This window comes from Actinokineospora auranticolor (assembly GCF_041897805.1).
GTDB lineage: Bacteria > Actinomycetota > Actinomycetes > Mycobacteriales > Pseudonocardiaceae > Actinokineospora > Actinokineospora auranticolor.
In genome coordinates, this window is record NZ_CP154825.1 from 8,345,503 (window position 1) to 8,370,097 (window position 24,595).

The following is a 24,595-nucleotide window of genomic DNA, read 5'->3' on the forward strand; positions in this document are numbered from 1 at the left end:
CGCACCCCATCCATGCCTAAGAGCGTGTTTGAGATCTAAGCCGAGTTCGTGACGTCCTTCGAGGCGGGAGTCGCTCCCGGTCTCGACGACTCCGCCACCAGTACCACGTGGCGGCGGCGCCCAGAAGCCCACCAACAGAGTTCAGAATGGCGTCGTCCGCAGTGGTTGCCCGCCCCACAGCGAGCAACCACTGCGCGGCTTCAATAAGAACGGAAACCGAGACGATAGCCATGATCAGGGCTCGCCATGAGCGCATCCTTGGCACGCGCAACGGAAGCAAGGCCGTGATAGGGAAAATCAGCACAAGATTGCCCAACGCTTGCACCCTAGCAGTGTCTCCTTCCGTTCCGGTTTCCACCATGGAAGCCATTTCGGCGCCCGGGACCAAGTTCACCATCGTCCTTCCGGCCAACCCGGAAACTGGCATAGCCACTAGATACAGTATTGGAATCGCCGTACACACGAGAAGGCCGTCCAGGATCGCTGTCCTCCGCGCCTCCGTGGCAGGCATTCTCTTCTGTCGTCTAACCGAAAGAGCCCATACTGAGACAATCGCGATGGACGCGAGCACGAGGAAGGGCACAAACAGGCCGCCAAAGTTTCGCCACAACTGCTGCAACTCACCCTCCGAGAGTTCGACCTGTAGTTGATCCGTCTCTCAGCGTAATAGCAATATCCGAGCGAAGTACTCGGGACGGTCCAGGCTGCTCACCACAGCCAACCAGTTGCCGATGATCCGAAGGTCAGCCGGATGGGGAATCCAGCAAACAAATGTTGGGTGGGTAACTTCGGTTCACCCGTTCAACGCTGCATCCAGCAACGAAGTGCGCCGTCTCAAGCGCGTTCCGCCGCCGCCTTCAAGGTCGCCAGGGTCTGCTCGATGTTGCGCTGGTTGTGGACCGTCCGGTCGGAGACCCCGGTGCCCAGGGCGGTGATCGGGCGGATCCACGCCGGACGGCGGTCCCAGGTCGTCTCGGTGACGCGGCAGCCGCTCGCGGTCGGTTCGATGTCGTACTGCCAGCGGGCTACCGGGATGCCTTTGAAGGTCACGTCGAAGGCGAAGCGTTCGGGGCGGGCGTCGGTGACCGTGGACACCGTGGCCCATTTGCGGGGGCCGTTGACGTTGACGCCCTTGAAGCGGGCGCCGACGCGGGCGGTGGTGACGTCGTCGAGCCAGTGGCCCTTGGCGAACTCCGCCGCGACCCCGGCCAGTGCGGGCAGGTCGCTGACCAGGTCGTACACGCGCTCCGCTGGTGCTCGCACCTCGATGGTGGCCTGGGCGTCCGGTGTGGTCACGTACCCTCCCGCTGCTCTCGCCGAGCCACGAACACTAGCGGGGTGGTCCCGTCCAGACGAGACCTCGTGCTCGACTCCTCCAGCAGGTAGCCGGTCATCTCGTCGCCGATCTCGGCGCGGAGTTCGGCCTCGTGCTCGACCCAGAGGTCGAACAGGCGCAGCCACCGCTCGGTGGTGCCCTCGTGGACGAGGGTGTTCTCCAGGGCGAAACCCGCGGTGTCGAGCAGCGCGGTCCAGTCGGCGTGGGTGTCGCGGGCGGTGAACACGAATCGGCCGCCGGGGCGCAGGATGCGGTGGACCTCCGCCAAGCCCTCGGCGTAGTCGGGGGCGAAGAAGAAGGCGTCCAGGCTGAGCGCACCGTCCACACTGGACGACTCGAGTCCGGTCGAGGCGAAGGTGCCGACCGAGAACTCCGCGCGGCCCGCCAGGCCGAACTCCGGCGCGCGCGACCGGGCGTCCTCGATCCCGGCCGGGCTGAAGTCGACGCCCACCAGCCGCGTGTTCATCGCGCGGGCCAGCCACAGGCCGGGGCCGCCGCGACCGCAGCCGAGGTCCGCCAGGAGCGCGTCCGGGGGCAGCCGCAGCGCCGAGATGGCGGTGCCGAGGAAGAACCACGAGCACGAGCTGTTCGCCGCCACCCCCGGCACGTACTGCTCGCCGAACGCCTCGGCGTAGAGCCGGTGGGTCAGCGGGGCGCGTGCCGCGATGTGGAGGACGTCATATCCGGCGGAGGTATTGGACATGGGTGGACACCTCTCACAAGCTCGTGCTGGTGGTCACCGCAGCGGGACCGCCAAGTCGGGAACGATGCCGGGTGGGGATGAGGGGGTGGGTGGTGGGCGGAAATGAACTCAGGAGGACCTCCGCAGCATTCGGGTGACACCGGCGGCGACCGTCGTGGCGAGGATCCAGCCCAGGGCGATCAGCGCCGCCGATATCCACTGCGACGGCCCGACGACGGTCCACTTGTTCTTGTGCCCGAAGTCCACGATGGGCACCAGTAGGTCCAATGTGTACAGAACCGGGTTCCACACCAGGTGGTCGTCCGCGTTGGCCTCGTGCGGCCGGGGGATCAGCGCGAACCACAGCGTGCCCACGATCAGGAACCCGGACAGCCACGCCAGCGCGCGGGTCGGCCGGTAGCCGTAGCCGACCATCCAGCGCTGCAACCAGCTCCACAGCCGGATACCCGGCGCGGCGAAGCCCGAACCGTCGGCCAGCGCGTTGTAGCGCCTGCGCTGCTTCTCCACCAGCACCGTCGCCGCGTGCTCCTCGTTGCCCGCGGCGCGCAGCATGTGCGCCATCTGCTCGTACGGGCCCGGCCGGTAGACGTCGCGCATGCCGTGCCGCAGCCACCGCAGCCTGCGTTCGACCTCGGCGTCGTCGTCGAGGGCTATCGGGTCGCGCAGCGCGTCGTAGCGGAAGTCCTCCAGCTCGATGCGGCCGTGCGACTGCCAGAACCGCTCGTTGTCGGTCAGGAACGCGCACCGCAGGTGGCGCAGGTCGACCCGGCCGCGCGGGGGCGCGGCGACGTCGAGGCGCAGCTCCGGGGTCTGCACGCCGAACGCGTTGAGCGCCACGTCGTTGTGGCCGTTGCCCAGCACGGCGCCGTGGAAGTTGGTCTCCCGCAACACCTCCGCGCGGCGCATCCGGATCTCCCCCTGGGCGGAGAACGCGGCGTCGCCGTCGGCGCAGATCAGGTCGCGGCCGATGTGCGCGACCCGCAGGTCCAGCGACGGCTTGGGGGAGGCGTCGCGGGCGTAGCTGCCGGGGGCGACCAGCCTGCTGCCGCGCAGGTCGAGGTTGGCGCCGATCCGGGAGCCGGGCAGCAGGATCGAGCCGAACACCAGCAGCGCGCGCCCGTCGAGGTTGCCGCCGACGGAGAACCGGCGGCCCTCGATGGCGTCGCCGCGCCGGTTGCTCAGCACCGCGCGGTCGAGCAGCACGCTGCCCTGCACCTTCACGTCGACCAGCCGGAGCTGACCGGCGATGCGCGCGTCGCGGGCGTCGATGCCGCCGCGGACCTCGGTGCCGTCGAGGTGCACCGCGCGGTCGGCGTACGGCCCGGGCGGCCGGTGCGCCGACCCGACCTGCTCGACGAACGGCTCCGCGCCGCCGGAGAGGTCGACGCGCGCGTGGGAGAGCCGCAGCGAACCGCCGATGTGCGCGTTGACCACGCGGATCGTGCCGGTGCTGGAGAAGTCGCGGTCGAGGTTGACGTTGCCGTCCACCCGGCACCGGTCGGCGACCAGGGTGGCGTTCGGGTCGAAGAACGGGTCGTCCGGCGGGACGGTGCGGGAGTGCTCGGTGCGCGGGGTGAGCCGGGCGCCGCGCAGGGAGAAGTCGCTGTCCACGCGGACGCTGGGCAGGAACAGCGTGCCGTCGCAGCGGAAGGGTTCGCGGCTGTCCGGGTCGACGACCAGGTGCAGGTTGCCGCCGACCTGCATGCCGTTGCCGTTGAGCCCGAGGCCGCGCGGGTTGTGCAGCCGGGCGCCCGCGAAGTTGACGTTGCCGCCGCTGCGCAGGCCCGGGATGCGGATCTCGCCGTCGGCGCGCAGGTTGCGGCCGAGCAGCGCGCCGACCAGTTGCAGCCGGTCGCCGTGGAGCGCGGGGCCGGTCCGGGGCCGCAGCACGGCGCCGGAGAGCACGAGCGTGCCGTGGATCTCGCCGTCGGTCAGGTCGACCGTGCCCGCGACGACGGTCCCGTCGGTGATCTGCACGTCGTTGTCGCTGCGCAGGTTGCGGCCCTGGATGCCGGGTAACCAGCAGTCCCGGAACTCCACGCCCGCCAGCCGCGCCTGCCGCAGGTCCGGCTCGTGCTCGAACCGGCAGCGGACGAACTCCAGCAGGAACGGGAACTCCGCGGCCCGCAGGTCGAGCCTGCCCTCCACGAACCGCCCGGTGACGCTGACGACCGGCGCCGCCGTCGGCTTGCGCCTGCGCAGCACGCCGACGGCGTCCGGTTCCACCGCCCGCCGCACCACCTCGGCGGCGGGCAGCCGAGCCCAGTCCGGTGGCTCCGGGTCGTGCGGGTCGAACCCACCGTCGCGCCCCGCCATGCGCCCCCTCCCTCCACCCCGGGAGTTCAACGCACAGCGGTGACACCGCGTTCCCGAAGGCCTACCCCGGGCTACTCCACCCGGTGGATGGGATCGAGCACCCGAGCGAGGAAGGTCCTGGTGCGCTCGTGCTCCGGCGCGCCGATGACCTGCTCGGCGGGGCCTTCCTCGACCACCACGCCGCCGTCCATGAACAGCACCCGGTCGGCGACCTCGCGGGCGAAGTGCATCTCGTGGGTCACCACGAGCATGGTCATGCCCTCGTCGGCGAGGTCGCGCATGACCTCCAGGACGTCACCGACCAACTCGGGGTCCAGCGCCGAGGTGGGCTCGTCGAAGAGCATCACCTCGGGGCCCATCGACAGCGCGCGGGCGATGGCCACGCGCTGCTGCTGGCCGCCGGAGAGCTGCGCGGGCATGGCGTTGGCCTTCTCCAGCAGCCCGACCTTCTCCAGGTTCGCCAGCGCGACCCGGTTCGCCTCCGCGCGGTCGCGGCCCAGCACCTTGCGCTGCGCCACGGTGAGGTTGTTGAGCACGGTGAGGTGGGCGAAGAGGTTGAACGACTGGAAGACCATGCCGATCTTGCGCCGGGCGGCGTCGATGTCGGAGTCCTCGTGCGTCAGGTCGACGCCGCCGACCACCACGGACCCCTCGTCCGGTTCCTCCAGCAGGTTGACGCAGCGCAGCAGCGTCGACTTGCCCGACCCGGACGGTCCGATGACGCACACGACCTCGCCGGTGGCCACCGACAGGTCGATGCCGCACAGCACCTTCAGGTCGCCGAAGCACTTGGCCAGGCCGGTGACCCGGACCGCGGGTTCGTCGCTCACTTGGTCGCCTCCTCGGGCTGCGCGACCTCGGTCGCCTCCGCCGAACGGATCTTGGTGCCGCCGGTGCGCCGCTCCAGGTACCGCGACAGGTACGACAGCGGGATGGTGATGATCAGGTAGCAGATGCCCGCGACCAGCACCGGCGTCAGGCTCCTGGACTGGTTCAGCTCGGTGCGGCCGAACTGGGTCAGCTCGTACTGCACCTGGCTGGAACCCAGGAACAGCACCAGCGACGAGTCCTTGGTGAGCAGGATCAGCTCGTTGGTCAGCGGCGGCAGGATGATCTTGAACGCCTGCGGGATGACGATCCACACCATCGCCTTGGACTGCGACATGCCCAGCGAGCGGGCGGCCTCGACCTGCCCCTTGGGCACCGCCTGGATGCCCGCGCGGATCGTCTCGGCCATGTACGCCGACCCGACGATGCCGAGCGCGATCATGATCGAGACGTAGCGGTCCAGGATGGTGCCGGGGAAGGCGAGCGGGATGCCGCTGCCGATGGCCAGGATGACCAGCAGCGCGGGCAGGCCGCGGAAGAACTCGACGTAGGCACCGGCGATCCACCGGTACGCCCGCACCGACGACAGCCGCATGAGGGCGACGACCAGGCCGAGCACCAGGCCGAAGCCGAAGCCGAGCCCGGTGTAGATCAGGGTGTTGACCAGCGCGACGGTGATGACCTCGGGGAACATCCCGCCCGCGACGTCGAGGTCGAAGAACGCGTTGGCGACCCGCCCCCAGTCGGCGGCCACCGCGACGACCACGACGACCACGACCAGGACGGCGTACTGGACCGCGCGCACGATGCGGGCGCGCTTGCGCTTGGACATGGCCACGGCGCTGCTCCTCGGGAGAAGTGGTGGGCCGCCGCGCCCGACGGCGGCGGCGACCCGCTAGCGGTGACCCGGTGACCTACTTGTCCCCGGGCTTTTTGCCGAACCACTTCTGGTAGATCTTGTCGTACTCGCCGCTGGACTTCGCCTCGGCGATCGTCTCGTTGATCACCTTGAGCAGCGCGGCGTTGCCCTTCTTCACGCCGATCCCGTACTTCTCGCCGGTGTCGAACTGGTTGACGACCTCGAAGTCGGGGTGGTCCTTCACCCAGTCGAACACCACGCCGTTGTCGTTGATGGCGGCGTCGACGACACCGGTCTCGACCGCGTTGAGCTCCAGGCCGAGGTCCTCGAAGTTGACCAGTTCCACGCCGGGCGCGTTCTTCTGCGCGTACTCCTGGCCCGTGGTGCCGTTCTGGTAGCCCAGCTTCTTGCCCTTGAGCTGCTCGAACTGGCCCGGCGTGCCCTTCTTGGCCACGATCGCCTGGGTGGCCTCGAAGTACGGGTCGGAGAAGTCGAAGTTCTGCTTGCGGGCGTCGGTGATGGTCATCCCCGCAGCGGCCAGGTCGCACTTGCCGGAGCTGAGGTCGACGCCGGACTGGATCCCCTCGAACGGGGTGTCCACAATCTCCTGGGTCGCGTTGAGCTTCTTGGCGACCAGGTCCATCAGGTCGACGTCGAAGCCGATGACCTTGCCGTTCTCCTCGTACTGGAACGGCTTGTACGGCAGGCCGGTGCAGGTGGTGACCTTGCCCGCAGTGATCAGCTGGACCTGGGCGCCGGAGTCGCCACCGGACGCCGGGGTGGTGCTGGAACCGCATCCTGCGGTGACTACGGCGAGTGCAAGTGTCGGAAGCAGAATTGCTACCCGAGAGGGGGATAGACGGAACACTATGTCACTCCTCGTAGCGATTGTGTCGAACCGAGTGTTGGCATCCTGCCATCGGGTGTCCCCGATCGCGATAGATGCGTCGGTCAGTTTCGGGTATCGGTTTGAATGCGGCGCGACGGGTGCGCGCCGCATTCCGCCATTTCCCCGAGTCGGGCCGGGAGGTCTGATCAATCCTCGCGTTAACGGTGGTTATCCTGTTCCGCTCGGCACCGCCACCCCCACCAGCGACTACCCTTCGCGGACGTGGATGGTGATCTGCCGTACGAACGCGTCGTGCCCGCCGACCGGTGGCTCGGCTCCCTGCTCGCCGGTGCCGTCGGGGACGCCCTCGGCGCGCCCGTCGAGTTCCTGTCGACCGCCGAGATCCGGGCCCGGGTCGGCGCCGAGGGGGTGACCGACTACCTGGAGGCCTACGGCGGCCTGGGTCGCGTCACCGACGACACCCAGATGACCCTGTTCACCCTCGAGGCCATGATCCGCGCGCACGTCGGCAAGCGGATGATGTTCTTCGACCAGCAGCCCGCGTCCGTGCTCCAGCACGCCTACCAGCGCTGGTACCACACCCAGGGCACGCCGTGGCACCGCGCGGGCGGCTCCTACGCGATGGAGGCCGAGCCCGACGGCTGGCTGGTCCGCGAGCGCGAGCTGCACCACCGCCGCGCGCCGGGCGCGACCGTACTCACCGCGCTCAAGGGCTTCGCCGACGGCGGCGAGCGCGGCAGCGTCTCCCACCGGCTCAACGACTCCAAGGGCTGCGGCGCGGTCATGCGGGCCGCGCCGTGCGCGCTGTGGTCGGTGGACCCGGTCGACGCGTTCGTGGTCGCCGTGCAGTCCGGCGCCCTCACCCACGGACACCCCAGCGGCTACCTCACCGCAGGCGCCCTGGCCTTCGTGGTCCACCGCCTGCTCGACGGCGTCGACCTGCCCGCCGCGCTCGCCGAGGTCCGCACCGAGCTGCTGACCTGGGAGGACTCGGCCGAGACGGTCGCCGCGCTGGACCAGGCCGTGGCCTTGGCCGAGCGCGGGCGACCGACCCCGGAGCAGCTCGAGCGGCTGGGCGGCGGCTGGGTCGGCGAGGAGGCGCTGGCCATCGGGGTCTGCGCCGCGCTGGTCGCCACCGACCTCCCGGACGGCCTGCGGCTCGCGGTCAACCACTCCGGCGACAGCGACTCGACCGGCGCCATCTGCGGGAACCTGCTCGGCGCGGTGCACGGCCTCGGCGCGATCCCGCAGCCGTGGCTGGACGGGCTGGAGCTGCGCGACGTCATGCTGCGGCTGGGCCGGGACGCGCTGGTCGAGTTCAGCCCGACGAACCCGCTCGACGACCCGACCTGGCGCGAGCGCTACCCGGCCTGGTGAACCGTCTTGCCGGGAACCGACTGACAACCCACGCTCCGTCGTGGACACTGACCCGCGCAGCCGGACCGAGCAGTGGGAGCGCGTGGTGAGCCAGCCGTCATTCGGTGGGGACGGATTCCAGACCGAGCAGGAGCTGCGCCGCTGGTCGGCGGACGTGGCCGCCAAGGCGCAGCGCTACCAGGAGATGCAGGCCGAGGTCGCGCGGGTCGCGGTCACCGAGTCCTCCCGCGACGACGTCGTCCGGGTGACCGTGGACGCCACGGGCGCGGTCACCGACCTGGTGATCAGCGACCGGTCCCGGGAGCTGCCGGGCGCCGAGCTGGCCGGCCTGGTGCTCACCACCATGCGCCGCGCGCAGTCGCGGATCACCGACGAGGTCGCCGACGTCATGACGCGGACGGTCGGCGACGACCCGCAGACGGTGGCCGCGGTGGTCGGGTCCTACCGGGAGAGGTTCCCGGAACCGGAGCCCGAGCCGGAGCGTCCAACCGCGAGCACCGTGGAGGAGATGTCGCTCGGGCACGTCGAGGACAGCGACTCCCCGGCGCGACCCGAACGGCCACGACCGCCGCGCAGGTCCGACCCGGACGAGGACGACGACTGGGGCGGACCGTCCATCTTCAGCTGAAGGAGTCCGGGTGCCCGACGGATACGGCGTCCTCACCGAGGAGCTCGGCGCGCACGCCGGTCGCCTCGACCGCCTCAACGACCGCCTGGAGCAGGCGCTCGAGGCGGCCAACCAGGTCCACCTCGGCGACCAGGCCTACGGGGTGATCTGCCAGTTCTTCGTGCCGATCGTGCACGCGGTGAGCCAGCCGGGCGTCGACTCGATCAGCGAGGCCGCGCAAACGCTTGAGGCCACGGCGGGCGGCGTCCGGGCCACCTCCGGCGGCTACGACAACACCGAGCGCGCCAACACCCAGCCCTTCGCGGGCGGTGCCCGGTGAGCAACCCCCTCGTCGCCGAACGGCAGGACTCGACCCAGTCCTACACCGGCATCGGCCTGGTCGAGTCGGCCGCCGACATCTACAACGGCGTGCAGGACGGCTCCTGGGTCGAAGGCGGGCTCGGGGTGCTCGGCGGTGGCCTCGAAGTGCTGTCGCTGACCCTGGACCCGATCGGCACGCTCGGGCAGTACGCGATCTCGTGGGTGATCGAGCACGTCAAGCCGCTGCGGGACGCGCTGAACTGGCTGGCGGGCGACGCCGACCAGATCGCCGCCTACGCGCAGACGTGGAAGAACGTGTCGCAGGCCGTGGGCGGGGTCGCGGGGGAGTTCGCCACCGAGGTGGCGAACGGCACCTCGGCGTGGACCGGGCCCGCGGCCGACGCGTACCGGGCGAACACGGCCGAGCAGAAGGAGCACATCACCGCGGCGGCGACCGGGGCCGGGACGATCGGCACCGTCGTCGAGGTGGTCGGGGTGCTCGTCGGCGTGGTCCGGGGGATCGTGCGCGACCTGGTCGCGGAGTGCATCTCGACGCTGCTCATCCGGCTGCCGCAGTGGCTGGCCGAGGCCGGGCTGACGCTGGGGCTGGCCACGCCGCACATCGTGGCGTCGGTGGGCGCGCTGGTGTCGAAGTGGGTCGGCCGGATCACCGACGTGATCACCAAGCTGACCCGGTCCGTGGAGAAGCTGCGGCCGATCATGGCGCGGCTGGGCCAGATCTGGGAGATGATCAAGTCCGGGCTGCGCAAGCTGCGCACCGCCTCTCGCGGCGCCGACGCGCCGAACGCGCCGAGCCCGGTGCGGTCCGCGCCCGACCCGGTCACCCCTGCCAACGCCCCCGCTTCGCCGCATCTGTCCACACCAGACACTCCGGCGACGCCGTCGGCGAGCACTACGCCGTCCGGCGCGGCGGACCCGTCGCTGACGCCGAGTTCCACCCCGGACACCCCGTCCTCGGCGACGACACCGAGCGGGGCCGCGAGTCCCACGACCACGCCCAGCGGCGCGTCGACCCCGGTCACGCCGTCCGCGGCCACGCCTCCCGTGTCTTCAGCGACCCCGCCCGCCTCCTCCGCGACCCCGCCGGTCACGGCTCCGCCCGCGTCGTCCGCGACGCCGCACGGCGGCAGTTCGACGCCGACGCCGCACGCGCACGGCCCCTCCGGTCCACATTGGATGGACGAGGTGCGCGGGAAGTTCACCGACCAGGAGTGGGCGGACTTCAAGGGCGCCATGGACAAGCTCGGCGCCGACCCGACCCCCGGCGACGTGCCCGGCGCGGGTCAGCTGACCCCGCACGAGCGCGACCTGATGGCGCGGGCGATGAAGGAGGTCACGGTCGTCGACGGGACGCTGATGCAGAAGGTGATCCCGGACGCCACGGTCGCCAAGTACCTCGACGGCAGCTACACCGACGTCGGCGGGTTCGTCGCCCGCAACCAGGACGCGGGCGTGCTCAACACCCCGGCCGACCTGATCAACGGCAACCGGCTCGACTACACGGGCACGCCCTACGACGTCAACCAGCCGAACATCCACACGCTGGAGTTCCCGGCGTCGGACGCGAGCCTCTACCAGACGCCGGTGGGCGCGCCGTCCGTGCCGGGCGACATCCCGGCGACCGACCCGCGGGTGCTGGGGGCGCGGGACGACATGCTCCAGTCCGTGCGGGACGCGGGGGTGGACCCGAACCGGTACACGTCGTCGGTCAACGACTGGCCGTACACGGGCGCGGGCGTCACCGCGCACCCGACCATGGGCGTGCCGGAGTTCAAGATGACCGACCGCCTCCCGATCCCGGACGGCGCCACGATCAACCGCTACGACGCGGCGGGGAACAAGGTCGTAGTGGCGACGTATGACAGTGTTCTGGGGTGGGTGACTCCGTGAGCTACCAGGGACCGCGCGCCGGTCAGTTCGCCGTCGTGCGCGGCGTGACGCACCCGTGCACGTACTCGCCCAACGACGACCGCGTGATCCTCAAGACCCGGCAGGCCGACAACCCGGACGCGTCCCTGTTCACCTGGCACACGAGCTTCGGCGGCTGGGTGGCGCAGCTGACTTCGCAGGACTGCGACCGGGTGTACGCGGCGCGGACGTACGGGCGCTGGCAGGGACACAGGGTCGCGGTTGACGCCGTAGTGGGCGGGATCGCCTCCGTGACCTACGCCGACAGCAACGGCAGTTGGGCGGGGCAAAACGGCTTCACCCAGGTGGACAAGTACGAGTACCAGGGCGAGGTCCCGGTGGGGGAACTGGCGGACGTCCACGAGGAACAGCGTGACCTGACGTTCAACCGGTGGCGCGACCGCACGTTCGGGGAAGCGCGGTGAGCGGGTCCGTCAGCCTGTCCGCACACGAGCGCGCGCTCACGGCACGGGTACACGCGGTCGTCACCTTGGAACCGAACACGGTGATGGTCAAGGTCCTCACCCCCGGGTCGGTTGAGCGTTACCTGCGGGGAGAAGTCTCGGCTGGCGTAGTTGGCGCCCGGCCGCCATTCGACTACCGCCTCGTCGGCGGCACCGTCGCGCGGTTGCAGGACTGCGCGAACCTCCGCACCCCGCGCGACTTCCACCAGGCCTTCCGGTTGGACTACGCGGGCAGCCCGTTCCACCCGGACGCCCTCGTGCACACCATGGAATTCCCGGCCCAACACCCGGACCGGTACTTCGTCCCCTACGGCGCCCCCGACGACGCCCGCCAACCCGGCTACGCCATGACCGCCGCCGCGCTGGCCGCCGGGGTCGACCCGAACACCGTCCGCACGGAGTTCGCGCCTTGGCCGTACACCGGCACCGGCCTCACCGCGGGCGGCCCACTCGCCCTGCCGGAGTGGTGGCGCCAACCGGGCCTGATCCCCCTGGGCGCCCGGATCGTCGCCCACACCCCCCAGGGCCCCACCCCCATCGCCCACTGGCGCGGCTACTGGCAGAAGGACCCCCGGTGACCCACCAACGCCCCCGAACCGGCCTCTACGCCCTCCTCGACGGCCGCGAGTACGCAGCCGGTCAGCCGGAGAACGGGCAGGTCGCGCTGCACAGCGCGGTCGACCCCCAGGACACCCGGTTCAAGGCCGGTTCCTCGGGCTGGCGGGCGGTGGTCCCGGTCGACGCCTGCGAGCGGCTGGACGAGGTCACCACGCGCGCGAACCACTTGGGGCACGAATGCCTCGTAGTGGGGATCACGCCGGAGGGGTCGGTTGGCCTGTACTACGTCGGCCCGGACAAGACCCGGGCGACGGCGGACGGGTTCGTGCAGATCGATCCGGGTACGTGGGCCAAGAACGTCCCCATCCACGAGATCACCCGTTTCCGGGAGCACCACGTGGACCTGCTGTTCCCGGAATGGGCCAAGACCCACTGACCCGTGAACATGGCTGAGTGGCCGCGGACCGAGGCCGCGGCGGTTCTGGAGCAGGAGCGGTTGCGGGGGCTGGTTGATCCGAACCCGCCACCCGGGTTTGTGCCTCGGACGGCCGCCGGGCTTGATGTGCACTACGGGGACCAACTGAAGGCCGCCGTCTGCACCATCGACCTCGACACCCTCTCTCTCGTGGAGCAATCCACCGCCGAGGGGCCGGAGTCCTTCCCTTACATCCCCGGCCTCTTCGCCTTCCGCGAGCTTCCCTTGCTCCTAGAGGCCCTCGACAAGCTCACCCAGCCCCCGGACGTCCTGGTCTGCGACGGTCAAGGACTCGCCCACCCGCGTCGGTTCGGGCTCGCCTGTCACGCCGGGGTGCTCACCGGCATCCCGTCCCTGGGCGTCGGCAAGAACGCCCTCGGCGACTTCGACCCGCCCGGCCCCAAGCGCGGGGACTGGACGCCGCTGGTCGACCGGGGTGAGGTCGTCGGTCGAGCGCTGCGGACCCAGGACGGGGTCAAGCCTGTCTTCGTATCGATCGGCCACCGCGTGGACCTGGACACCGCCACCGAGTTGGTCTTGCGGCTCGCGCCCCGGTTCCGGCTGCCCGAGACCACGCGGTTGGCCGATCGGCTGTCGCGTCAGGCCTGAGCGTGGGCGTCGAGCAGGTGGGCGACGGCCACGGTGACGCGTTCCGCTTGTTTCACGTGAAGCCATTCGTCCGGGACGTGGGCGTTGCTGTCCGCGCCGAGGGCTCCGGTGATCACGAACTGCGCGTCCGGGTAGCGCTCGGCCAGCAGGCCCATGAACGGGATCGAGCCGCCGAGGCCGACCGTGCTCCAGGGGTTGCCGAAGATCTCCGCCGACAGCTCGTCCAGCGCCGACCGCAGCCAGGGGGCCAGGTCGGGGGCGTTCCAGCCGTCGGCGTGCTCGACGCGGGTGATCTCGACCGTGGCGTCGTAGGGGACGTCGGTGGTCAGGGCGTGGCGGACCGCGGCCAGGGCGGCGGCGGAGTCGGCCGTCGGGGGGAGGCGGAAGCTCAGGGTCAGGGTGGTGAAGGGGCGCAGGACGTTGCCCGCGTCGACCGGCGGCGGGAAGCCGTCCGCGCCGATCACCGACAGCGTCGGGCGCCAGCTGGTGTTCAGCACCAGCTCGACCTCGTCATCCACGATCGGGCGGGTCGAGCCGTGCATCGGGAACGCCGACCGGTACGTGCCCGGGGCCGCCTCGACCGCGACCGCGGCCTCGGCGGCGCGGTTGGCCGGGATCTCGACGTTGCACTCCTTGACCAGGATCTCGCCCGTCGCCGAGTCCTCGACGCGGTCGAGCAGGTGGCGCAGCACCCGGAACGAGCTGGGCGCGACGCCGCTGGCCAGGCCGGAGTGCTGACCGGAGCGCAGCACGCGGACCGTCAGGTCGACCGACGCGAGCCCGCGCAGCGAGGTGGTCAACCAGAGGCGCTCGTAGTCGTTGCCGCCGGAGTCGAGGCAGACCACCAGCGACACGCGACCCAGCTGGTCGGACAGGTGCTCCAGGTACGCGGGCAGGTCCGGGCTGCCGGACTCCTCGCCGGTCTCCAGCAGCACGACGCAGCGGCTGTGCGCGCCGCCCGCCGCGCGGACGGCCTCGATCGCGGCCGTGGCGGCGTAACCGGCGTAGCCGTCGTCCGCAGAGCCGCGGCCGTAGAGCTTGCCGTCGCGCAGGACCGGCTGCCACGGGCCGAGGCCCTCGCCCCAGCCGCCGACCGGCGGCTGCTTGTCGAGGTGCCCGTAGAGCAGCACGGTCCCCTTGTCCGCGCCGGTGGCCGGGACGTCCACCAGCAGCACCGGCGACCGGTCGGGCAACCGGACGACCTCCACGCGGGCGCCTTCGACACCACGACCCTCGATCCAGCCGCGCAGGTGCTCGATCGCGGCGTCGAGGTGGCCGTTGGCCGCCCAGTTCGCGTCGAAGTGCGGGGAGAGGGCCGGGATGGCGATGAAATCCGACAGGCTGGGCAGGATCTCTGCCTCCCACAACTGCCGGGCGGTCTGTGCAGCGACGGTCTTGTCCACGCCGTCGATCCTCCCACCCGCGAGTGGTCACCACCTACCGCGCTCAGCGGATCCTCAGGTGCCGCACGGCAACCTGGCGGCGGTGCGCGACCGGGTCAGTTCCCGCCCCCGGTCGCGCACCACCCGAAGGTGTGACACAGGTCACTGGCGAACCACGGTCGGGGTGAGCCGGTGTCCACAAGGGCCGGCTGAGCTGCCCCGACTGCGCCCTGCTCTGATCACCGAACGTCGGTTGTCCAAGCGTTTTCCCTGCTCAAGCACCCCCTGTGGACAACTTTGGGCGTCCGCGGGCGCACTGCGGCAGGCTCCGCCGTGTCAGGATGTGAGAAGAACGCCGTCAGCGCCGACGGTGGCCAGCGCCCCTACCCAACGGCGGTGGAAACCGGCGGCGCGGCCGTATGCCGTCGCCACGAGCGGCTGCGCGGCACAGACACGAGGAGAACGCGCATGTCGTCCCCAGAACAGTGGACGCACCCGGAGCCCCGGGAAGGCCCCGCCGCCACGGCCGCCGCGCCCACGTCAGAGCAGGTGATCGCGGGATTGCGGGCGACCAGTGAGGGCGGCCCGGAGCTGGTGCAGCTCCTGACGCCGGAAGGCGAGCGGGTCGAGAACCCGGAGTTCGACCGCTACGTCGCCGACGTGACCGCGGACGACCTGCGGTCGCTCTACCGCGACATGGTCCTGGTCCGCCGCGCCGACCGCGAGGGCAACGCCCTGCAGCGGCAGGGGCAGCTGGGCATCTGGGTGCCGCTGCTCGGCCAGGAGGCCGCGCAGGTCGGCGCCGGGCGCGCGCTGCGCGACACCGACATGGTGTTCCCCAGCTACCGCGAGCACGGCGTGGCCTGGTGCCGCGGCATCAGCCCCAAGGACATCCTCGGCATCTTCCGCGGCACCGACCACGGCAGCTGGGACTCCACCGCCAAGCGCTTCCACCCGTACACGATCGTCATCGGCAACCAGGTGCTCAACGCCGCCGGGTACGCGATGGGCCAGCGGTTCGAGGGCAAGGTGGGCGACGCCGACGGCGAGGCCACCATGGTCTTCTTCGGCGACGGCGCCACCAGCCAGGGCGACGTGCACGAGGGTTTCGTGTGGGCGGCGGTCTACGACGCGCCGCTGGTGTTCTTCTGCCAGAACAACCAGTGGGCCATCTCCGAGCCGACCGAGCGCCAGTCCCGGCTCCCGCTCTACCAGCGCGCCCGCGGGTACGGCTTCCCCGGCGTGCGGGTCGACGGCAACGACGTGCTGGCCAGCCTCGCGGTGTCGCGCTGGGCGCTCGACGAGTGCAGGCACGGCAACGGCCCGGTGTTGATCGAGGCGTTCACGTACCGCATGGACGCGCACACCACCACCGACGACCCCACCCGCTACCGGCACTCCGACGAGTTGGAGGCGTGGAAGCTCAAGGACCCGATCGAGCGCGTCCGGGTCAACCTCGTCCGGCACGGCCACGCCGACCAGGACTTCTTCGACTCGGTCCAGGCCGAGGCCGACGAACTCGCGGCCGACCTGCGGGACTTCTGCTTCAGCATGCCCCAGCCCCCCACGAGCCAGATCTTCGACCACGTGTACGCCGAGGCCAGCCCGGTCCTCGACGCGCAGCGCGACGCGTTCCTGGCCTACCACGCCGACTTCGCCGGAGGTGAGCACTGATGGCCGCGCCCGTGATCAACAAGTCCACCCCGGCCTCGTCCGTCCAGTCCCTGACCCTCGGCAAGGCGCTCAACCTCGGTCTGCGCACCGCGATGGAGGCCGACCCCAAGGTCATCGTCATGGGCGAGGACGTGGGCAAGCTCGGCGGCGTCTTCCGAATCACCGACGGCCTGCAGAAGGACTTCGGCGAGCACCGCGTGCTCGACACCCCGCTGGCCGAGTCCGGCATCATCGGCACCGCGGTCGGCCTGGCCGTGCGCGGGTTCCGGCCGGTGTGCGAGATCCAGTTCGACGGGTTCATCTTCCCCGGCTTCGACCAGATCGTCTCCCAGGTCGCCAAGCTGCACATGCGCACCCAGGGCCGGGTCAAGGTGCCGCTGGTCATCCGGGTGCCCTTCGGCGGCGGCATCGGCGCGGTCGAGCACCACTCGGAGTCCCCGGAGTCGTACTTCGCGCACACCGCGGGCCTGAAGGTCGTCGCCTGCTCCAACGCGGTCGACGCCTACTGGATGATCCAGCAGGCGATCCAGTGCGACGACCCCGTGCTGTTCTTCGAACCGAAGCGCTACTACCACTCGGGCTTCATGAAGGCCGAGATCGACACCGAGGCCACCCCGGAGCCGCTGTTCGCGTCCCGGGTCGTGCGCCAGGGCAGCACCGCGACGCTGGTGGCCTACGGGCCGTCGGTGAAGGTCGCGCTGGACGCGGCCACCGCCGCCGAGGAGGACGGGCACTCGCTCGAGGTCATCGACCTGCGCGCGCTGTCCCCGCTGGACCTGGCGCCGGTGTTCGAGTCGGTGCGCCGCACCGGTCGGCTGGTCGTGGTCAGCGAGGCGCCGTCGGAGGCGTCGCTGACCTCGGAGATCGCCGCCCGGGTGCAGCAGGAGTGCTTCTACTCGCTGGAAGCGCCGGTGCTGCGGGTGACCGGCTTCGACACGCCGTACCCGCCCGCCAAGTTGGAGGAGGAGTTCCTCCCCGACCTGGACCGGGTGCTGGACGCCGTCGACCGATCCCTGGCGTGGTGAGCGATGCCTGAGTACAAGAGCTTCCCGCTGCCGGACACCGCGGAGGGGCTGACCGAGGCCGAGATCCTGAGCTGGCACGTGCGGCCGGGCGACGCGGTCACGGTCAACCAGATCATCGTGGAGATCGAGACGGCGAAGGCGGCCGTGGAGCTGCCCTGCCCGTGGGCGGGTGTGGTCACGGAGCTGCACGTCCAGCCGGGGCAGACGGTGGACGTCGGCACGCCGATCCTGACGATCGACGTCGATCCGGGTGGCGCGGCCGCGCCGACCCCGGCCCCGGCCGCCGCCAAGCCCGCCGCGGTCGAGGCACCCGCCGAGGAGGAGATGAAGCCGCTGGTCGGCTACGGCTCCAAGGCGGTCACGGCCAAGCGCCGCGCCCGCAAGGGCGGCGCCCCGGCTTCGGCTCCCGCCGCAGCCCCGGCCGCCGCGGTCTCCGCGCCTGCGGTCTCGGTGCCCGCGGTCCCGGCTCCCGCAGTCCCGGTGCCCACGGCCCCGGCGAACGGGACGCCGCTGCCCCAGCGCTCGGCGGTGCCGGACTCCCCGGCGGCCCTGCTCGACCCACCGGGCGGGTACGTGCCCCTGGCCAAACCGCCGGTCCGCAAGCTGGCCAAGGACCTCGGCGTCGACCTGCGCGCGTTGGCAGGCACGGGCGACCAGGGCGTCATCACCCGCGCCGACGTCGAACGAGCCGCAGCAGGCACCGCGGAAGCCACCCCGGCAGCGGCCCCGGTCCAGGTACCGGGCGCCCGGGAACGCCGCGTCCCGATCAAGGGCGTCCGCAAGGTCACCGCGCAAGCCATGGTCAGCAGCGCCTTCACCGCGCCGCACGTCACCGAGTTCCTGACGGTCGACGTGACCCCGATGATGGAGCTGCGCGCCAAGCTCAAGGACCACCCCCGCTTCCGCGGCGTCCGCCTCACCCCCCTGGCGTTCTGCGCCAAGGCGGTCACCTTGGCCGCCCAACGCACCCCGGAGATCAACAGCTCCTGGGACGAAGCGGCCCAGGAGATCGTCTTCAAGGACTACGTGCACCTCGGCATCGCGGCCGCCACCCCGCGCGGCCTGATCGTGCCCAAGGTCCGCGACGCCGAAACCCTGTCCCTGCGCGACCTGGCCATCGCCCTGGACACCCTGACCACCACCGCCCGCGACGGCAAGACCCCACCCGCCGACATGGTCAACGGCACCTTCACCATCACCAACATCGGCGTCTTCGGCATCGACACCGGCACCCCCATCATCAACCCGGGTGAGTCGGCGATCCTGGCCTTCGGCGCCATCCGCGACACCCCCTGGGTGGTGGACGGCGAAATCAAGATCCGCAAGGTCTGCCAACTGGCCCTCAGCTTCGACCACCGCCTGGTCGACGGCCAACAGGGCTCGGAGTTCCTGGCCGAAGTCGGCACCCTCCTCGCCGACCCGTCCTTCGCCATCACCTACTAGCAGCCACACCCAGGAACGCCCGGCCGAACACCCCGGCCGGGCGTTTCGCATCCCTGCCCGAGTTCCGTTCCACCCGGTACTCGCGATGAGCACGCACGCGGCACCACCGCGAAAACCGGTTCACGTCCCCGCTCCCTGCCGAGTTGCTTCCAAGCTGGACGCGGCCCCGAAAGCCGTAATGACCTCGCCGCGCCGTTCAACTCATCCATGGACGTGTCTTGCAGGACGAGTGCGGCGGGGTGAGCGAGTGCGGCGGCGCAGAGTGGCTCAGGTGGTCTTCTTGTGCTGCTTGTCCCAGTTCCTCACCGCGTGCCCGTCAGGCCCGTCCACAGCTCTGGGCCGCGGCGCGCTGATGCTCGCCATTCCCTTGCTGGGCCTTACCCTCGCCATCATGGACGCCGTCGAGGCGGCCCGAAGAACTTGGGCCCGCAGCAAAGCAGCCTGGTCACGACGAGTACCGGCGTTGGTCCGCGGGCTGGGCTACCTGTACGGCCCACTTGGGCAACGCCCCGCGCCGCTGCGGGAGTCCTCCGCGCTCCGACTCGCGAGCGCTCAGATCGGCGAGGCCGTGCACCACGTCCAGGAATCACGGAAGGCCGCGGCACGATGACGCAGAGCGAGGCGGCAGGCGAAATCCAGGCCTACGCCGACAGCGATGGCGACACCCGCAGACTGGTCGAGAATCAACTCGACCGCGTGCACTGGCAGACCAGGCAGCAGTACTTCCTCCAGTGGGCAGGTTTGATCTTCGGCTTCCTGATCACCTGGCTTTCCTGGCCGGTGCCACGTACCTCATCCAGAGCGGGCACGACGTCGCCGGAACGATCCTGGGTTCGGTGGACCTGGTCGCACTGGTCACCGTCTTCGTCATCGGCCGGAAGGCTTCGCCTGGTCCGACAGGCGGGCAGTGACGACCCCGGGTTGAGGTCAACCGGTTGAGGCGAGGATGGAGAGGCCGTCTTGGAGGGCGCGTTTGGTGGCGGTCAGGCCGTCTTCGTCGATCATGTCTCGGAGGCAGCGGCAGTCGGCGAGGTCGCGGGGGGCGGTGGCGCAGACGTGGACGCCCAGGACGCGGAGGGTGGTGATCAGGTGGGTGGTGTCCGGGGTGCCCGCGCCGACTTCGGTGAGGCGGCGGGTGATCTGGCCCGCGACCGTCCTGGCCACCGCCGCGTTGCCGGGGACCGCCGTGTCCAGCAGGCGTTCCAGTAGTTCTCGGCTCTGGTCGTCGGCGCTGGCCAGGCTGCGGGCCAGTTGGGCGAAGCGCGTGCAGGCCGCGGCCGGTTCGGCGGACAGCAGGGCGGTCCAGGTGTCGTCGTCGACGGCGAAGCGGGCGCGGGTGGCGATCGCGGCCTGCCAGTGCGGTGTGGCGATGCGGCCGCCTTCGGTGCGGGTCGCCGCGCGCATGGGTACGGGGCGGGTCCTCGACTGCTGCGCGGGTACGACCGCCGCCGATCGCCTGCGGAAGAACCTGCCGAGCAGCGCGTGCTCGGGGCAGCGCTGACCGCGCCGCCGCACCGGAGTACGGCAGCGCGTGCCGTCCGGTGTCTTCCTGCTCCCGCAGACCGCCACAGGCCACATGGTGCAGACCCGGCGGGTGGCTGTCACCCGCCGTGCCCCGATCAGGCGAGCGGGCGGCGGCACATCCTCCCCACTCGGCATGCTTTGTCCGAAAAGTGCGGGTCAGCGGCCGGGGAGGTCGAAGTGCGCGATGAGCGTCGCCGCGAACGGCAGGTCGCCCTTGACCCTGACCTTCCCGGTGAGGAACAGCAGGGGCAGGTTGACCTCGCCGGTGAGCGCGCGGAGGAAGTCGGTCGGCGCGAGGGTGATCGTGACGCGGGGGTCGGCGGTGGGGGACCGCCCCGAGGTGCAGGTGCCGTGGTCGATGACGGTTTCGAACCGGTCCTCGACGGCGCCGGTGAACCGCCAGTGGATGACGGCGCGCAGGGTGGCGGTCCGGGTCGGGTCCAGGTGGTCGGACATGCGGCGGAAGACCTCGGTGAACACGACCTGCCGCAGCGCGGGGTGGGCGGTCAGCGCGTCGAGGTGCGCGGGGGTGGTGCGGCGCAGGAACCGGAGGAAGGTGTCGGTGCGCATGGTCGCCAGGTCGACGCCCGCGCGCGCCCGGCCCAGCGTGTCCAGGACCTCCACCAGGCGGACGAACTCGTCCGGGGTGAGCCGCGCCGGGTCGACCGCGTCGGCGAAGGCGTCGAGGTTCACGCGCGCACCCGGATCCCGCCACGGGCCGGGTGTGTGGCCGATAGCATCGTCGGCGGTGTCCGGCGGGCGATCGGATTCCGTCATGCACACCTCCCGAACCTACCGCCGAGTAGGCTACGGGCGGGTAGGTCGGTAGGCAAGAGGGGTCAACGAGCGGAGGTCCGGCGTGAGCGTCGACGAGCGGAGTCGGCCGACACGCGCGAAGCGGCTGCCCCGGGAGGTCCGCGAGCGCCAGATCCTCGACGCCGCCGTCCGGGTGTTCTCCCAGCACGGCTACCACAACGCGTCGATGGACGAGATCTCCGACGTCGCGGGCGTCTCCAAGCCGATGATCTACGCCTACCTGGGGCACAAGGAAGACCTCTTCGCCGCCTGCATCCGCCGCGAGGCGACCCTGCTGATGGAGGCCATCGCGGGCGGCGTCCGCGCGGAACTGCCACCGGACATGCAGCTCTGGCACGGCCTGCGCGCGTTCTTCCGCTTCGTCGGCGCCCAGCGCGAGAGCTGGCGCGTCCTGCACCGCCAGGCCATCTCCCAGGGCGGCCCCTTCAGCGACGAACTGCTGGCCATGCGCAACCGCGCCATCACCCTCGTCGACGCCCTCCTGGTCCGCTCGGCCACCAGCCGCGGCCTGGACGAGACCGCCCGCAAGTCCACCGAGGCCCTGGCCGCCGCCCTGGTCGGCGCGGGCGAATCCCTGGCCGATTGGTGGCTGGACCACCCGGACGTCCCGGAGAAGGTCGTCGCCTCCTGGCTGATGAACCTGGTCTGGATGGGCCTCGGCGACCTCGTCGACGGCTCGGTCTGGACACCGTCCGAGTAGCCCCCGGCCCGCGCCGAGCTCGATCACGACGCGCTCCGGGTCGCCCGCGTAGTCGAACTGGCCGAACTAGCGGTGGGCGTAGAGGTCGCGGAGGAGCGCGACTTCGGCGCCGTGGTGGATGGCTTCCCGGTTGATGTGCAGGACCAAGGTGGCCAAGGGATATTCGGCGTGGGCGCCTTCGGCTGGGCCGCAGGGCTTGGCGAGGTCCGCTTCGGCCAGGCCCCGGACACCGGTGATCCAGTGCGTGTAGGCCTCGTCCAGTTGGGTCAGGGCGCCTTCGGCGGTTCCCGAGTACGGGTGGGTGTTCGGGTCGAACGGGGGTCCGTCGAAGTGGTTGGCGGCGCGGTAGGCGAAGACGCCGACGAGGTGGCCCAGGCGCCAGGCGATGGTGGTCACCGGGGGTGGGGTGGGCGGGTTGGGGTCCCAGTCGATGGCGTAGCCCGAGCCCGAGGGGCGGACCGACCACATGTCGGGGACCGGTTCCCACAGGTACTCGTGGTCGTCGAGGCCGGTCAGGCGGGGGAGGAACTGGTTGGTCCAGTGCCATTCGAGCTGGTCGACCAAGTGCTGTGCCCAGTCCATGGTCTCGGCCCTAGGCGTGGTCCGGGGCGCCCGCAGCGGTGATCGTGCCCGTCAGGTGCGGCTTGCCGCCGCGGAGGCCGTGCACGGTGAACTCCGTGCCGTCGGTGTGGAAGCCGACGCGGTTGGGGAGGAACAGGGGGAGTTTGAACCGCACGTCGACGGTGAAGGTGTGGGCGAGTCGGCCCTCGAAGGCGGCCAGGCAGCGGGCTTTGGTCCACATGCCGTGGGCGATGGCGCGGCGGAAACCGAAGAGGCGGGCGGTGAGGCGGTGCAGGTGGATCGGGTTGCGGTCGCCGGAGACTTCCGCGTACCGGCGGCCGGTGTCGCCGGGGACGTGCCAGGTCGCGGTCGGTTCGGGAGGGGTTTCGCCGCTTGGACCGCTCGACCCGCCGCCGGGCGATCGGCGCAGGTAGGTGCTGGTGTCGTTCCAGACAGCCTCGCCTCGCACGAACACCTCGGTGATGACGTCGAACTGGCTGCCCCTGGGGTGTGCGCGCAGGTTCGCCACGCGCACCCGCAAGTCCAGTGGTTCGTCGACGCGCACGGGGCGGTGTTGGGTGATGCGGTTGGCGATGTGCACCGAACCGATCAGCGGGAACGGGAAGTCGCGGTCGGTCATCAGCTTGACCTGCAAGGGGAATCCGAGCACGTGCGGGTACGTGGCGGGGAGTTCGTCGCTCAGCCGGAAGCAGCAGACGCGCGCGTAGTCGGCGAGGTGTTCGGGGTCGACGCGCACGCGGTGCAGCTCGTATGACCTGTCCGGTAACTCACCGCCCTTCTTGGTGAATCCCATAAGAGCGGCCTTCACGAACAACGGCGCTAACCCGCTCATCACGCCCCCAACAGGCTCTGACCGCACACCCGCACAATGTTGCCGTTGACACCGCTCGATGCCGGGTTGGCGTACCACGCAATGGTTTCCGCGACGTCCACCGGTAGACCGCCCTGCGCCAGGCTGTTCATCCGACGACCGGCCTCGCGCACAAAAAATGGCACCGCAGCGGTCATTTTCGTCTCGATGAACCCCGGCGCGACCGCGTTGACCGTCCCACCGCGCTCGGCGAGGAGTGGCGCGTAGGCCTCGACCATGCCGATGACACCTGCCTTGCTGGTGCCGTAGTTCGTCTGACCGGTATTGCCCGCGATACCCGCGATCGACGACACACCAACGATTCGTCCACCGTCGCGGATGGCGTTTTCGGCCAAGAGGGCGTCGTTGACGCGTAGTTGGCTGGCGAGGTTCACCGCGATCACGGCGTCCCACGCGGATTCCTTCATGTTGACCAGCTTCTTGTCCCGCGTGATCCCGGCGTTGTGCACGACGATGTCGACGCCGTCGTGGCGGGTGCGGAGGTGGTCGACGAGCCGGGTGGGCGCGTCGGCGGCGGTGATGTCGAGTTGCAGCGTCGACCCGCCGACCCGGTTGGCCACCGCGGCGAGGTCGGCGCCCTGCGCCGGGACGTCGAGGGCGACCACGTGCGCGCCGTCGCGGGCGAGCACGTCGGCGATGGCCGCGCCGATGCCCCGGGACGCGCCGGTGACCAGGGCGACCTTGCCCGCGAGCGGCCGGTCCCAGTCGTCCGGCGCGGTCGCGGGGCCGCCGCCGACCCGGATGACCTGGGCGTCGACGTAGGCCGACTTGCCGGAGAGCAGGAAGCGGACGGTCGACTCGACCCGGTCCTCGGCACCTGGCTCGACCAGCACGAGGTGGGCCGTCGAACCGCGGACCAGCTCCTTGCCGAGCGAGCGGACGAACCCTTCGAGCGCGCGCTGGGCGACGCGGCCGGTGGCCCCCTCGGGCGGGGTGCCGAAGATGACCACGCGACCGCAGCGACCGAGGCCGCGCAGAACGGGGTGGAAGAAGTCGTAGAGCGCGCGGAGGTCTTCGGGGACGTCGATGCCGGTCGCGTCGAAGACCAGGGCGGCGTTGGTGTCCCCGCCGCCGGTGTCGACGCCCGCGGTCTTGAGGACGCGCGCGAGCTGGTCGGCGAGCCTGCCGCCGGGCGCGGCGCCGAGCAGCGCGGGGCCGTCGAGCAGCGGGTCACCGGGCCGGTGGCGGCGCAGCGGGGTCGGGTTCGGCAGGCCGAGGCGCTTGACCAGCTGCCGCCCGAAGCCGGAGTTGGTGAACCGCTGGTACCGGTCGGTCATCCGCGTCCCCTTCCACCCGCATCTAACTTACTGGAGAGTAGGTTAGACTGCCACCGCACACCCCGGGAG

The 24,595-nt window shown here is 70.8% G+C and carries 27 protein-coding genes; 14 read left to right on the forward strand and 13 right to left on the reverse strand.

The window, feature by feature from the left end; translation table 11 throughout:
* Positions 1–16: 16 nt before the first annotated feature.
* The 7 genes from V5P93_RS36770 to V5P93_RS36800 form a co-directional block, all read right to left on the reverse strand.
* A complete protein-coding gene (locus tag V5P93_RS36770; RefSeq protein ID WP_104479247.1) occupies positions 17–511 on the reverse strand; it encodes a VanZ family protein in 495 nt (164 codons plus the stop codon).
* A 323-nt stretch (positions 512–834) separates the two neighbouring features.
* Complete coding sequence (locus tag V5P93_RS36775) at positions 835–1,296, reverse strand: SRPBCC family protein (protein WP_104479248.1); 462 nt, start codon at positions 1,294–1,296, stop codon at positions 835–837.
* Positions 1,293–2,039 carry a class I SAM-dependent methyltransferase gene (locus V5P93_RS36780; RefSeq protein ID WP_104479249.1) on the reverse strand — a complete coding sequence of 249 codons (747 nt, stop codon included), beginning with the start codon at positions 2,037–2,039 and terminating at the stop codon, positions 1,293–1,295. The genes V5P93_RS36775 and V5P93_RS36780 overlap by 4 nt, the downstream gene beginning before the upstream one ends.
* Before the next feature lie 108 nt (positions 2,040–2,147).
* Positions 2,148–4,355, reverse strand: coding sequence for a hypothetical protein (locus V5P93_RS36785; protein WP_104479250.1), 2,208 nt, complete (start codon positions 4,353–4,355; stop codon positions 2,148–2,150).
* Between the two features lie 71 nt (positions 4,356–4,426).
* Positions 4,427–5,185 (reverse strand): amino acid ABC transporter ATP-binding protein, encoded by a 759-nt coding sequence (locus V5P93_RS36790; RefSeq protein ID WP_104479251.1) that lies wholly within the window; start codon positions 5,183–5,185, stop codon positions 4,427–4,429.
* Positions 5,182–6,015 (reverse strand): amino acid ABC transporter permease, encoded by an 834-nt coding sequence (locus V5P93_RS36795; RefSeq protein ID WP_181043507.1) that lies wholly within the window; start codon positions 6,013–6,015, stop codon positions 5,182–5,184. Before V5P93_RS36795 ends, V5P93_RS36790 begins: the two co-directional genes overlap by 4 nt.
* 82 nt (positions 6,016–6,097) lie before the next feature.
* Complete coding sequence (locus V5P93_RS36800; protein ID WP_342752265.1) at positions 6,098–6,910, reverse strand: basic amino acid ABC transporter substrate-binding protein; 813 nt, start codon at positions 6,908–6,910, stop codon at positions 6,098–6,100.
* Positions 6,911–7,153: 243 nt separating this feature from the next.
* Between V5P93_RS36800 and V5P93_RS36805 the strand changes: the two genes are divergently transcribed.
* The 8 genes from V5P93_RS36805 to V5P93_RS36840 all read left to right on the forward strand — a co-directional run bounded on the left by V5P93_RS36805 (position 7,154) and on the right by V5P93_RS36840 (position 13,232).
* Positions 7,154–8,269: an ADP-ribosylglycohydrolase family protein gene (locus V5P93_RS36805; protein WP_104479253.1), complete on the forward strand. Its 1,116-nt coding sequence runs from the start codon at positions 7,154–7,156 to the stop codon at positions 8,267–8,269.
* A gap of 85 nt (positions 8,270–8,354) precedes the next feature.
* Complete coding sequence (locus V5P93_RS36810) at positions 8,355–8,897, forward strand: YbaB/EbfC family nucleoid-associated protein (RefSeq protein WP_219823976.1); 543 nt, start codon at positions 8,355–8,357, stop codon at positions 8,895–8,897.
* A gap of 10 nt (positions 8,898–8,907) precedes the next feature.
* Complete coding sequence (locus tag V5P93_RS36815) at positions 8,908–9,216, forward strand: type VII secretion target (RefSeq protein ID WP_104479254.1); 309 nt, start codon at positions 8,908–8,910, stop codon at positions 9,214–9,216.
* Positions 9,213–11,108 (forward strand): hypothetical protein, encoded by a 1,896-nt coding sequence (locus V5P93_RS36820; RefSeq protein ID WP_104479255.1) that lies wholly within the window; start codon positions 9,213–9,215, stop codon positions 11,106–11,108. The genes V5P93_RS36815 and V5P93_RS36820 overlap by 4 nt, the downstream gene beginning before the upstream one ends.
* Positions 11,105–11,551 carry a hypothetical protein gene (locus V5P93_RS36825; RefSeq protein ID WP_146108027.1) on the forward strand — a complete coding sequence of 149 codons (447 nt, stop codon included), beginning with the start codon at positions 11,105–11,107 and terminating at the stop codon, positions 11,549–11,551. Before V5P93_RS36820 ends, V5P93_RS36825 begins: the two co-directional genes overlap by 4 nt.
* Positions 11,548–12,168, forward strand: a complete 621-nt coding sequence (locus V5P93_RS36830; protein ID WP_104479257.1) for a hypothetical protein — start codon at positions 11,548–11,550, stop codon at positions 12,166–12,168. Before V5P93_RS36825 ends, V5P93_RS36830 begins: the two co-directional genes overlap by 4 nt.
* A complete protein-coding gene (locus V5P93_RS36835; protein WP_104479258.1) occupies positions 12,165–12,584 on the forward strand; it encodes a hypothetical protein in 420 nt (139 codons plus the stop codon). Before V5P93_RS36830 ends, V5P93_RS36835 begins: the two co-directional genes overlap by 4 nt.
* 9 nt (positions 12,585–12,593) lie before the next feature.
* Entirely contained in the window at positions 12,594–13,232 is a 639-nt protein-coding gene (locus tag V5P93_RS36840; protein ID WP_104479447.1) for an endonuclease V, read from the forward strand.
* Here V5P93_RS36840 and V5P93_RS36845 read toward each other — a convergent pair.
* The gene (locus V5P93_RS36845) at positions 13,223–14,635 is read right to left on the reverse strand and encodes a M20/M25/M40 family metallo-hydrolase (RefSeq protein WP_374065133.1); all 1,413 of its coding nucleotides are present in this window, start codon (positions 14,633–14,635) and stop codon (positions 13,223–13,225) included. The genes V5P93_RS36840 and V5P93_RS36845 overlap by 10 nt on opposite strands.
* A gap of 447 nt (positions 14,636–15,082) precedes the next feature.
* On the opposite strand from V5P93_RS36845, the gene pdhA reads away from it, so the two are divergent.
* From pdhA to V5P93_RS36870, 5 genes are all read left to right on the forward strand, one after another.
* Positions 15,083–16,288, forward strand: a complete 1,206-nt coding sequence (gene pdhA / locus V5P93_RS36850; protein WP_104479260.1) for a pyruvate dehydrogenase (acetyl-transferring) E1 component subunit alpha — start codon at positions 15,083–15,085, stop codon at positions 16,286–16,288.
* The gene (locus V5P93_RS36855; RefSeq protein WP_104479261.1) at positions 16,288–17,313 is read left to right on the forward strand and encodes an alpha-ketoacid dehydrogenase subunit beta; all 1,026 of its coding nucleotides are present in this window, start codon (positions 16,288–16,290) and stop codon (positions 17,311–17,313) included. The genes pdhA and V5P93_RS36855 overlap by 1 nt, the downstream gene beginning before the upstream one ends.
* 3 nt (positions 17,314–17,316) lie before the next feature.
* Positions 17,317–18,756 carry a dihydrolipoamide acetyltransferase family protein gene (locus V5P93_RS36860; RefSeq protein ID WP_104479262.1) on the forward strand — a complete coding sequence of 480 codons (1,440 nt, stop codon included), beginning with the start codon at positions 17,317–17,319 and terminating at the stop codon, positions 18,754–18,756.
* A gap of 391 nt (positions 18,757–19,147) precedes the next feature.
* Complete coding sequence (locus V5P93_RS36865; protein WP_374065134.1) at positions 19,148–19,366, forward strand: hypothetical protein; 219 nt, start codon at positions 19,148–19,150, stop codon at positions 19,364–19,366.
* Positions 19,363–19,695: a hypothetical protein gene (locus tag V5P93_RS36870; RefSeq protein ID WP_146108028.1), complete on the forward strand. Its 333-nt coding sequence runs from the start codon at positions 19,363–19,365 to the stop codon at positions 19,693–19,695. The genes V5P93_RS36865 and V5P93_RS36870 overlap by 4 nt, the downstream gene beginning before the upstream one ends.
* On the opposite strand, the gene V5P93_RS36875 is transcribed toward V5P93_RS36870, so the two are convergent.
* Positions 19,684–20,325 (reverse strand): hypothetical protein, encoded by a 642-nt coding sequence (locus V5P93_RS36875; RefSeq protein ID WP_146108029.1) that lies wholly within the window; start codon positions 20,323–20,325, stop codon positions 19,684–19,686. The two genes, V5P93_RS36870 and V5P93_RS36875, sit on opposite strands and share 12 nt — an antisense overlap.
* Before the next feature lie 111 nt (positions 20,326–20,436).
* Positions 20,437–21,057 carry an SCP2 sterol-binding domain-containing protein gene (locus V5P93_RS36880; protein ID WP_104479265.1) on the reverse strand — a complete coding sequence of 207 codons (621 nt, stop codon included), beginning with the start codon at positions 21,055–21,057 and terminating at the stop codon, positions 20,437–20,439.
* An 82-nt stretch (positions 21,058–21,139) separates the two neighbouring features.
* Here V5P93_RS36880 and V5P93_RS36885 point away from each other — a divergent pair, with 82 nt between their 5' ends.
* Positions 21,140–21,796, forward strand: a complete 657-nt coding sequence (locus V5P93_RS36885) for a TetR/AcrR family transcriptional regulator (RefSeq protein WP_104479266.1) — start codon at positions 21,140–21,142, stop codon at positions 21,794–21,796.
* A 66-nt stretch (positions 21,797–21,862) separates the two neighbouring features.
* On the opposite strand, the gene V5P93_RS36890 is transcribed toward V5P93_RS36885, so the two are convergent.
* The 3 genes from V5P93_RS36890 to V5P93_RS36900 are packed head-to-tail and all read right to left on the reverse strand — an operon-like array spanning position 21,863 to position 24,526.
* Entirely contained in the window at positions 21,863–22,378 is a 516-nt protein-coding gene (locus V5P93_RS36890) for a DinB family protein (protein WP_104479267.1), read from the reverse strand.
* Between the two features lie 10 nt (positions 22,379–22,388).
* Positions 22,389–23,210, reverse strand: coding sequence for a MaoC/PaaZ C-terminal domain-containing protein (locus tag V5P93_RS36895; protein ID WP_104479268.1), 822 nt, complete (start codon positions 23,208–23,210; stop codon positions 22,389–22,391).
* Entirely contained in the window at positions 23,210–24,526 is a 1,317-nt protein-coding gene (locus tag V5P93_RS36900) for a 3-oxoacyl-ACP reductase (RefSeq protein WP_104479269.1), read from the reverse strand. The genes V5P93_RS36895 and V5P93_RS36900 overlap by 1 nt, the downstream gene beginning before the upstream one ends.
* Positions 24,527–24,595: the final 69 nt, after the last annotated feature.

What these genes read in the sequence shown, in the direction of transcription:
- V5P93_RS36890 (WP_104479267.1), bottom strand. Translation starts at nt 22,378, where the DNA reads ATGGACTGGGCACAGCACTTGGTCGACCAGCTCGAATGGCACTGGACC.
- V5P93_RS36900 (WP_104479269.1), bottom strand. Translation starts at nt 24,526, where the DNA reads ATGACCGACCGGTACCAGCGGTTCACCAACTCCGGCTTCGGGCGGCAG.
- V5P93_RS36870 (WP_146108028.1), top strand. Translation starts at nt 19,363, where the DNA reads ATGACGCAGAGCGAGGCGGCAGGCGAAATCCAGGCCTACGCCGACAGC.
- V5P93_RS36780 (WP_104479249.1), bottom strand. Translation starts at nt 2,039, where the DNA reads ATGTCCAATACCTCCGCCGGATATGACGTCCTCCACATCGCGGCACGC.
- V5P93_RS36880 (WP_104479265.1), bottom strand. Translation starts at nt 21,057, where the DNA reads ATGACGGAATCCGATCGCCCGCCGGACACCGCCGACGATGCTATCGGC.
- pdhA (WP_104479260.1), top strand. Translation starts at nt 15,083, where the DNA reads ATGTCGTCCCCAGAACAGTGGACGCACCCGGAGCCCCGGGAAGGCCCC.
- V5P93_RS36785 (WP_104479250.1), bottom strand. Translation starts at nt 4,355, where the DNA reads ATGGCGGGGCGCGACGGTGGGTTCGACCCGCACGACCCGGAGCCACCG.
- V5P93_RS36860 (WP_104479262.1), top strand. Translation starts at nt 17,317, where the DNA reads ATGCCTGAGTACAAGAGCTTCCCGCTGCCGGACACCGCGGAGGGGCTG.
- V5P93_RS36770 (WP_104479247.1), bottom strand. Translation starts at nt 511, where the DNA reads ATGCCTGCCACGGAGGCGCGGAGGACAGCGATCCTGGACGGCCTTCTC.
- V5P93_RS36795 (WP_181043507.1), bottom strand. Translation starts at nt 6,015, where the DNA reads ATGTCCAAGCGCAAGCGCGCCCGCATCGTGCGCGCGGTCCAGTACGCC.
- V5P93_RS36840 (WP_104479447.1), top strand. Translation starts at nt 12,594, where the DNA reads ATGGCTGAGTGGCCGCGGACCGAGGCCGCGGCGGTTCTGGAGCAGGAG.
- V5P93_RS36855 (WP_104479261.1), top strand. Translation starts at nt 16,288, where the DNA reads ATGGCCGCGCCCGTGATCAACAAGTCCACCCCGGCCTCGTCCGTCCAG.
- V5P93_RS36865 (WP_374065134.1), top strand. Translation starts at nt 19,148, where the DNA reads ATGGACGCCGTCGAGGCGGCCCGAAGAACTTGGGCCCGCAGCAAAGCA.
- V5P93_RS36895 (WP_104479268.1), bottom strand. Translation starts at nt 23,210, where the DNA reads ATGAGCGGGTTAGCGCCGTTGTTCGTGAAGGCCGCTCTTATGGGATTC.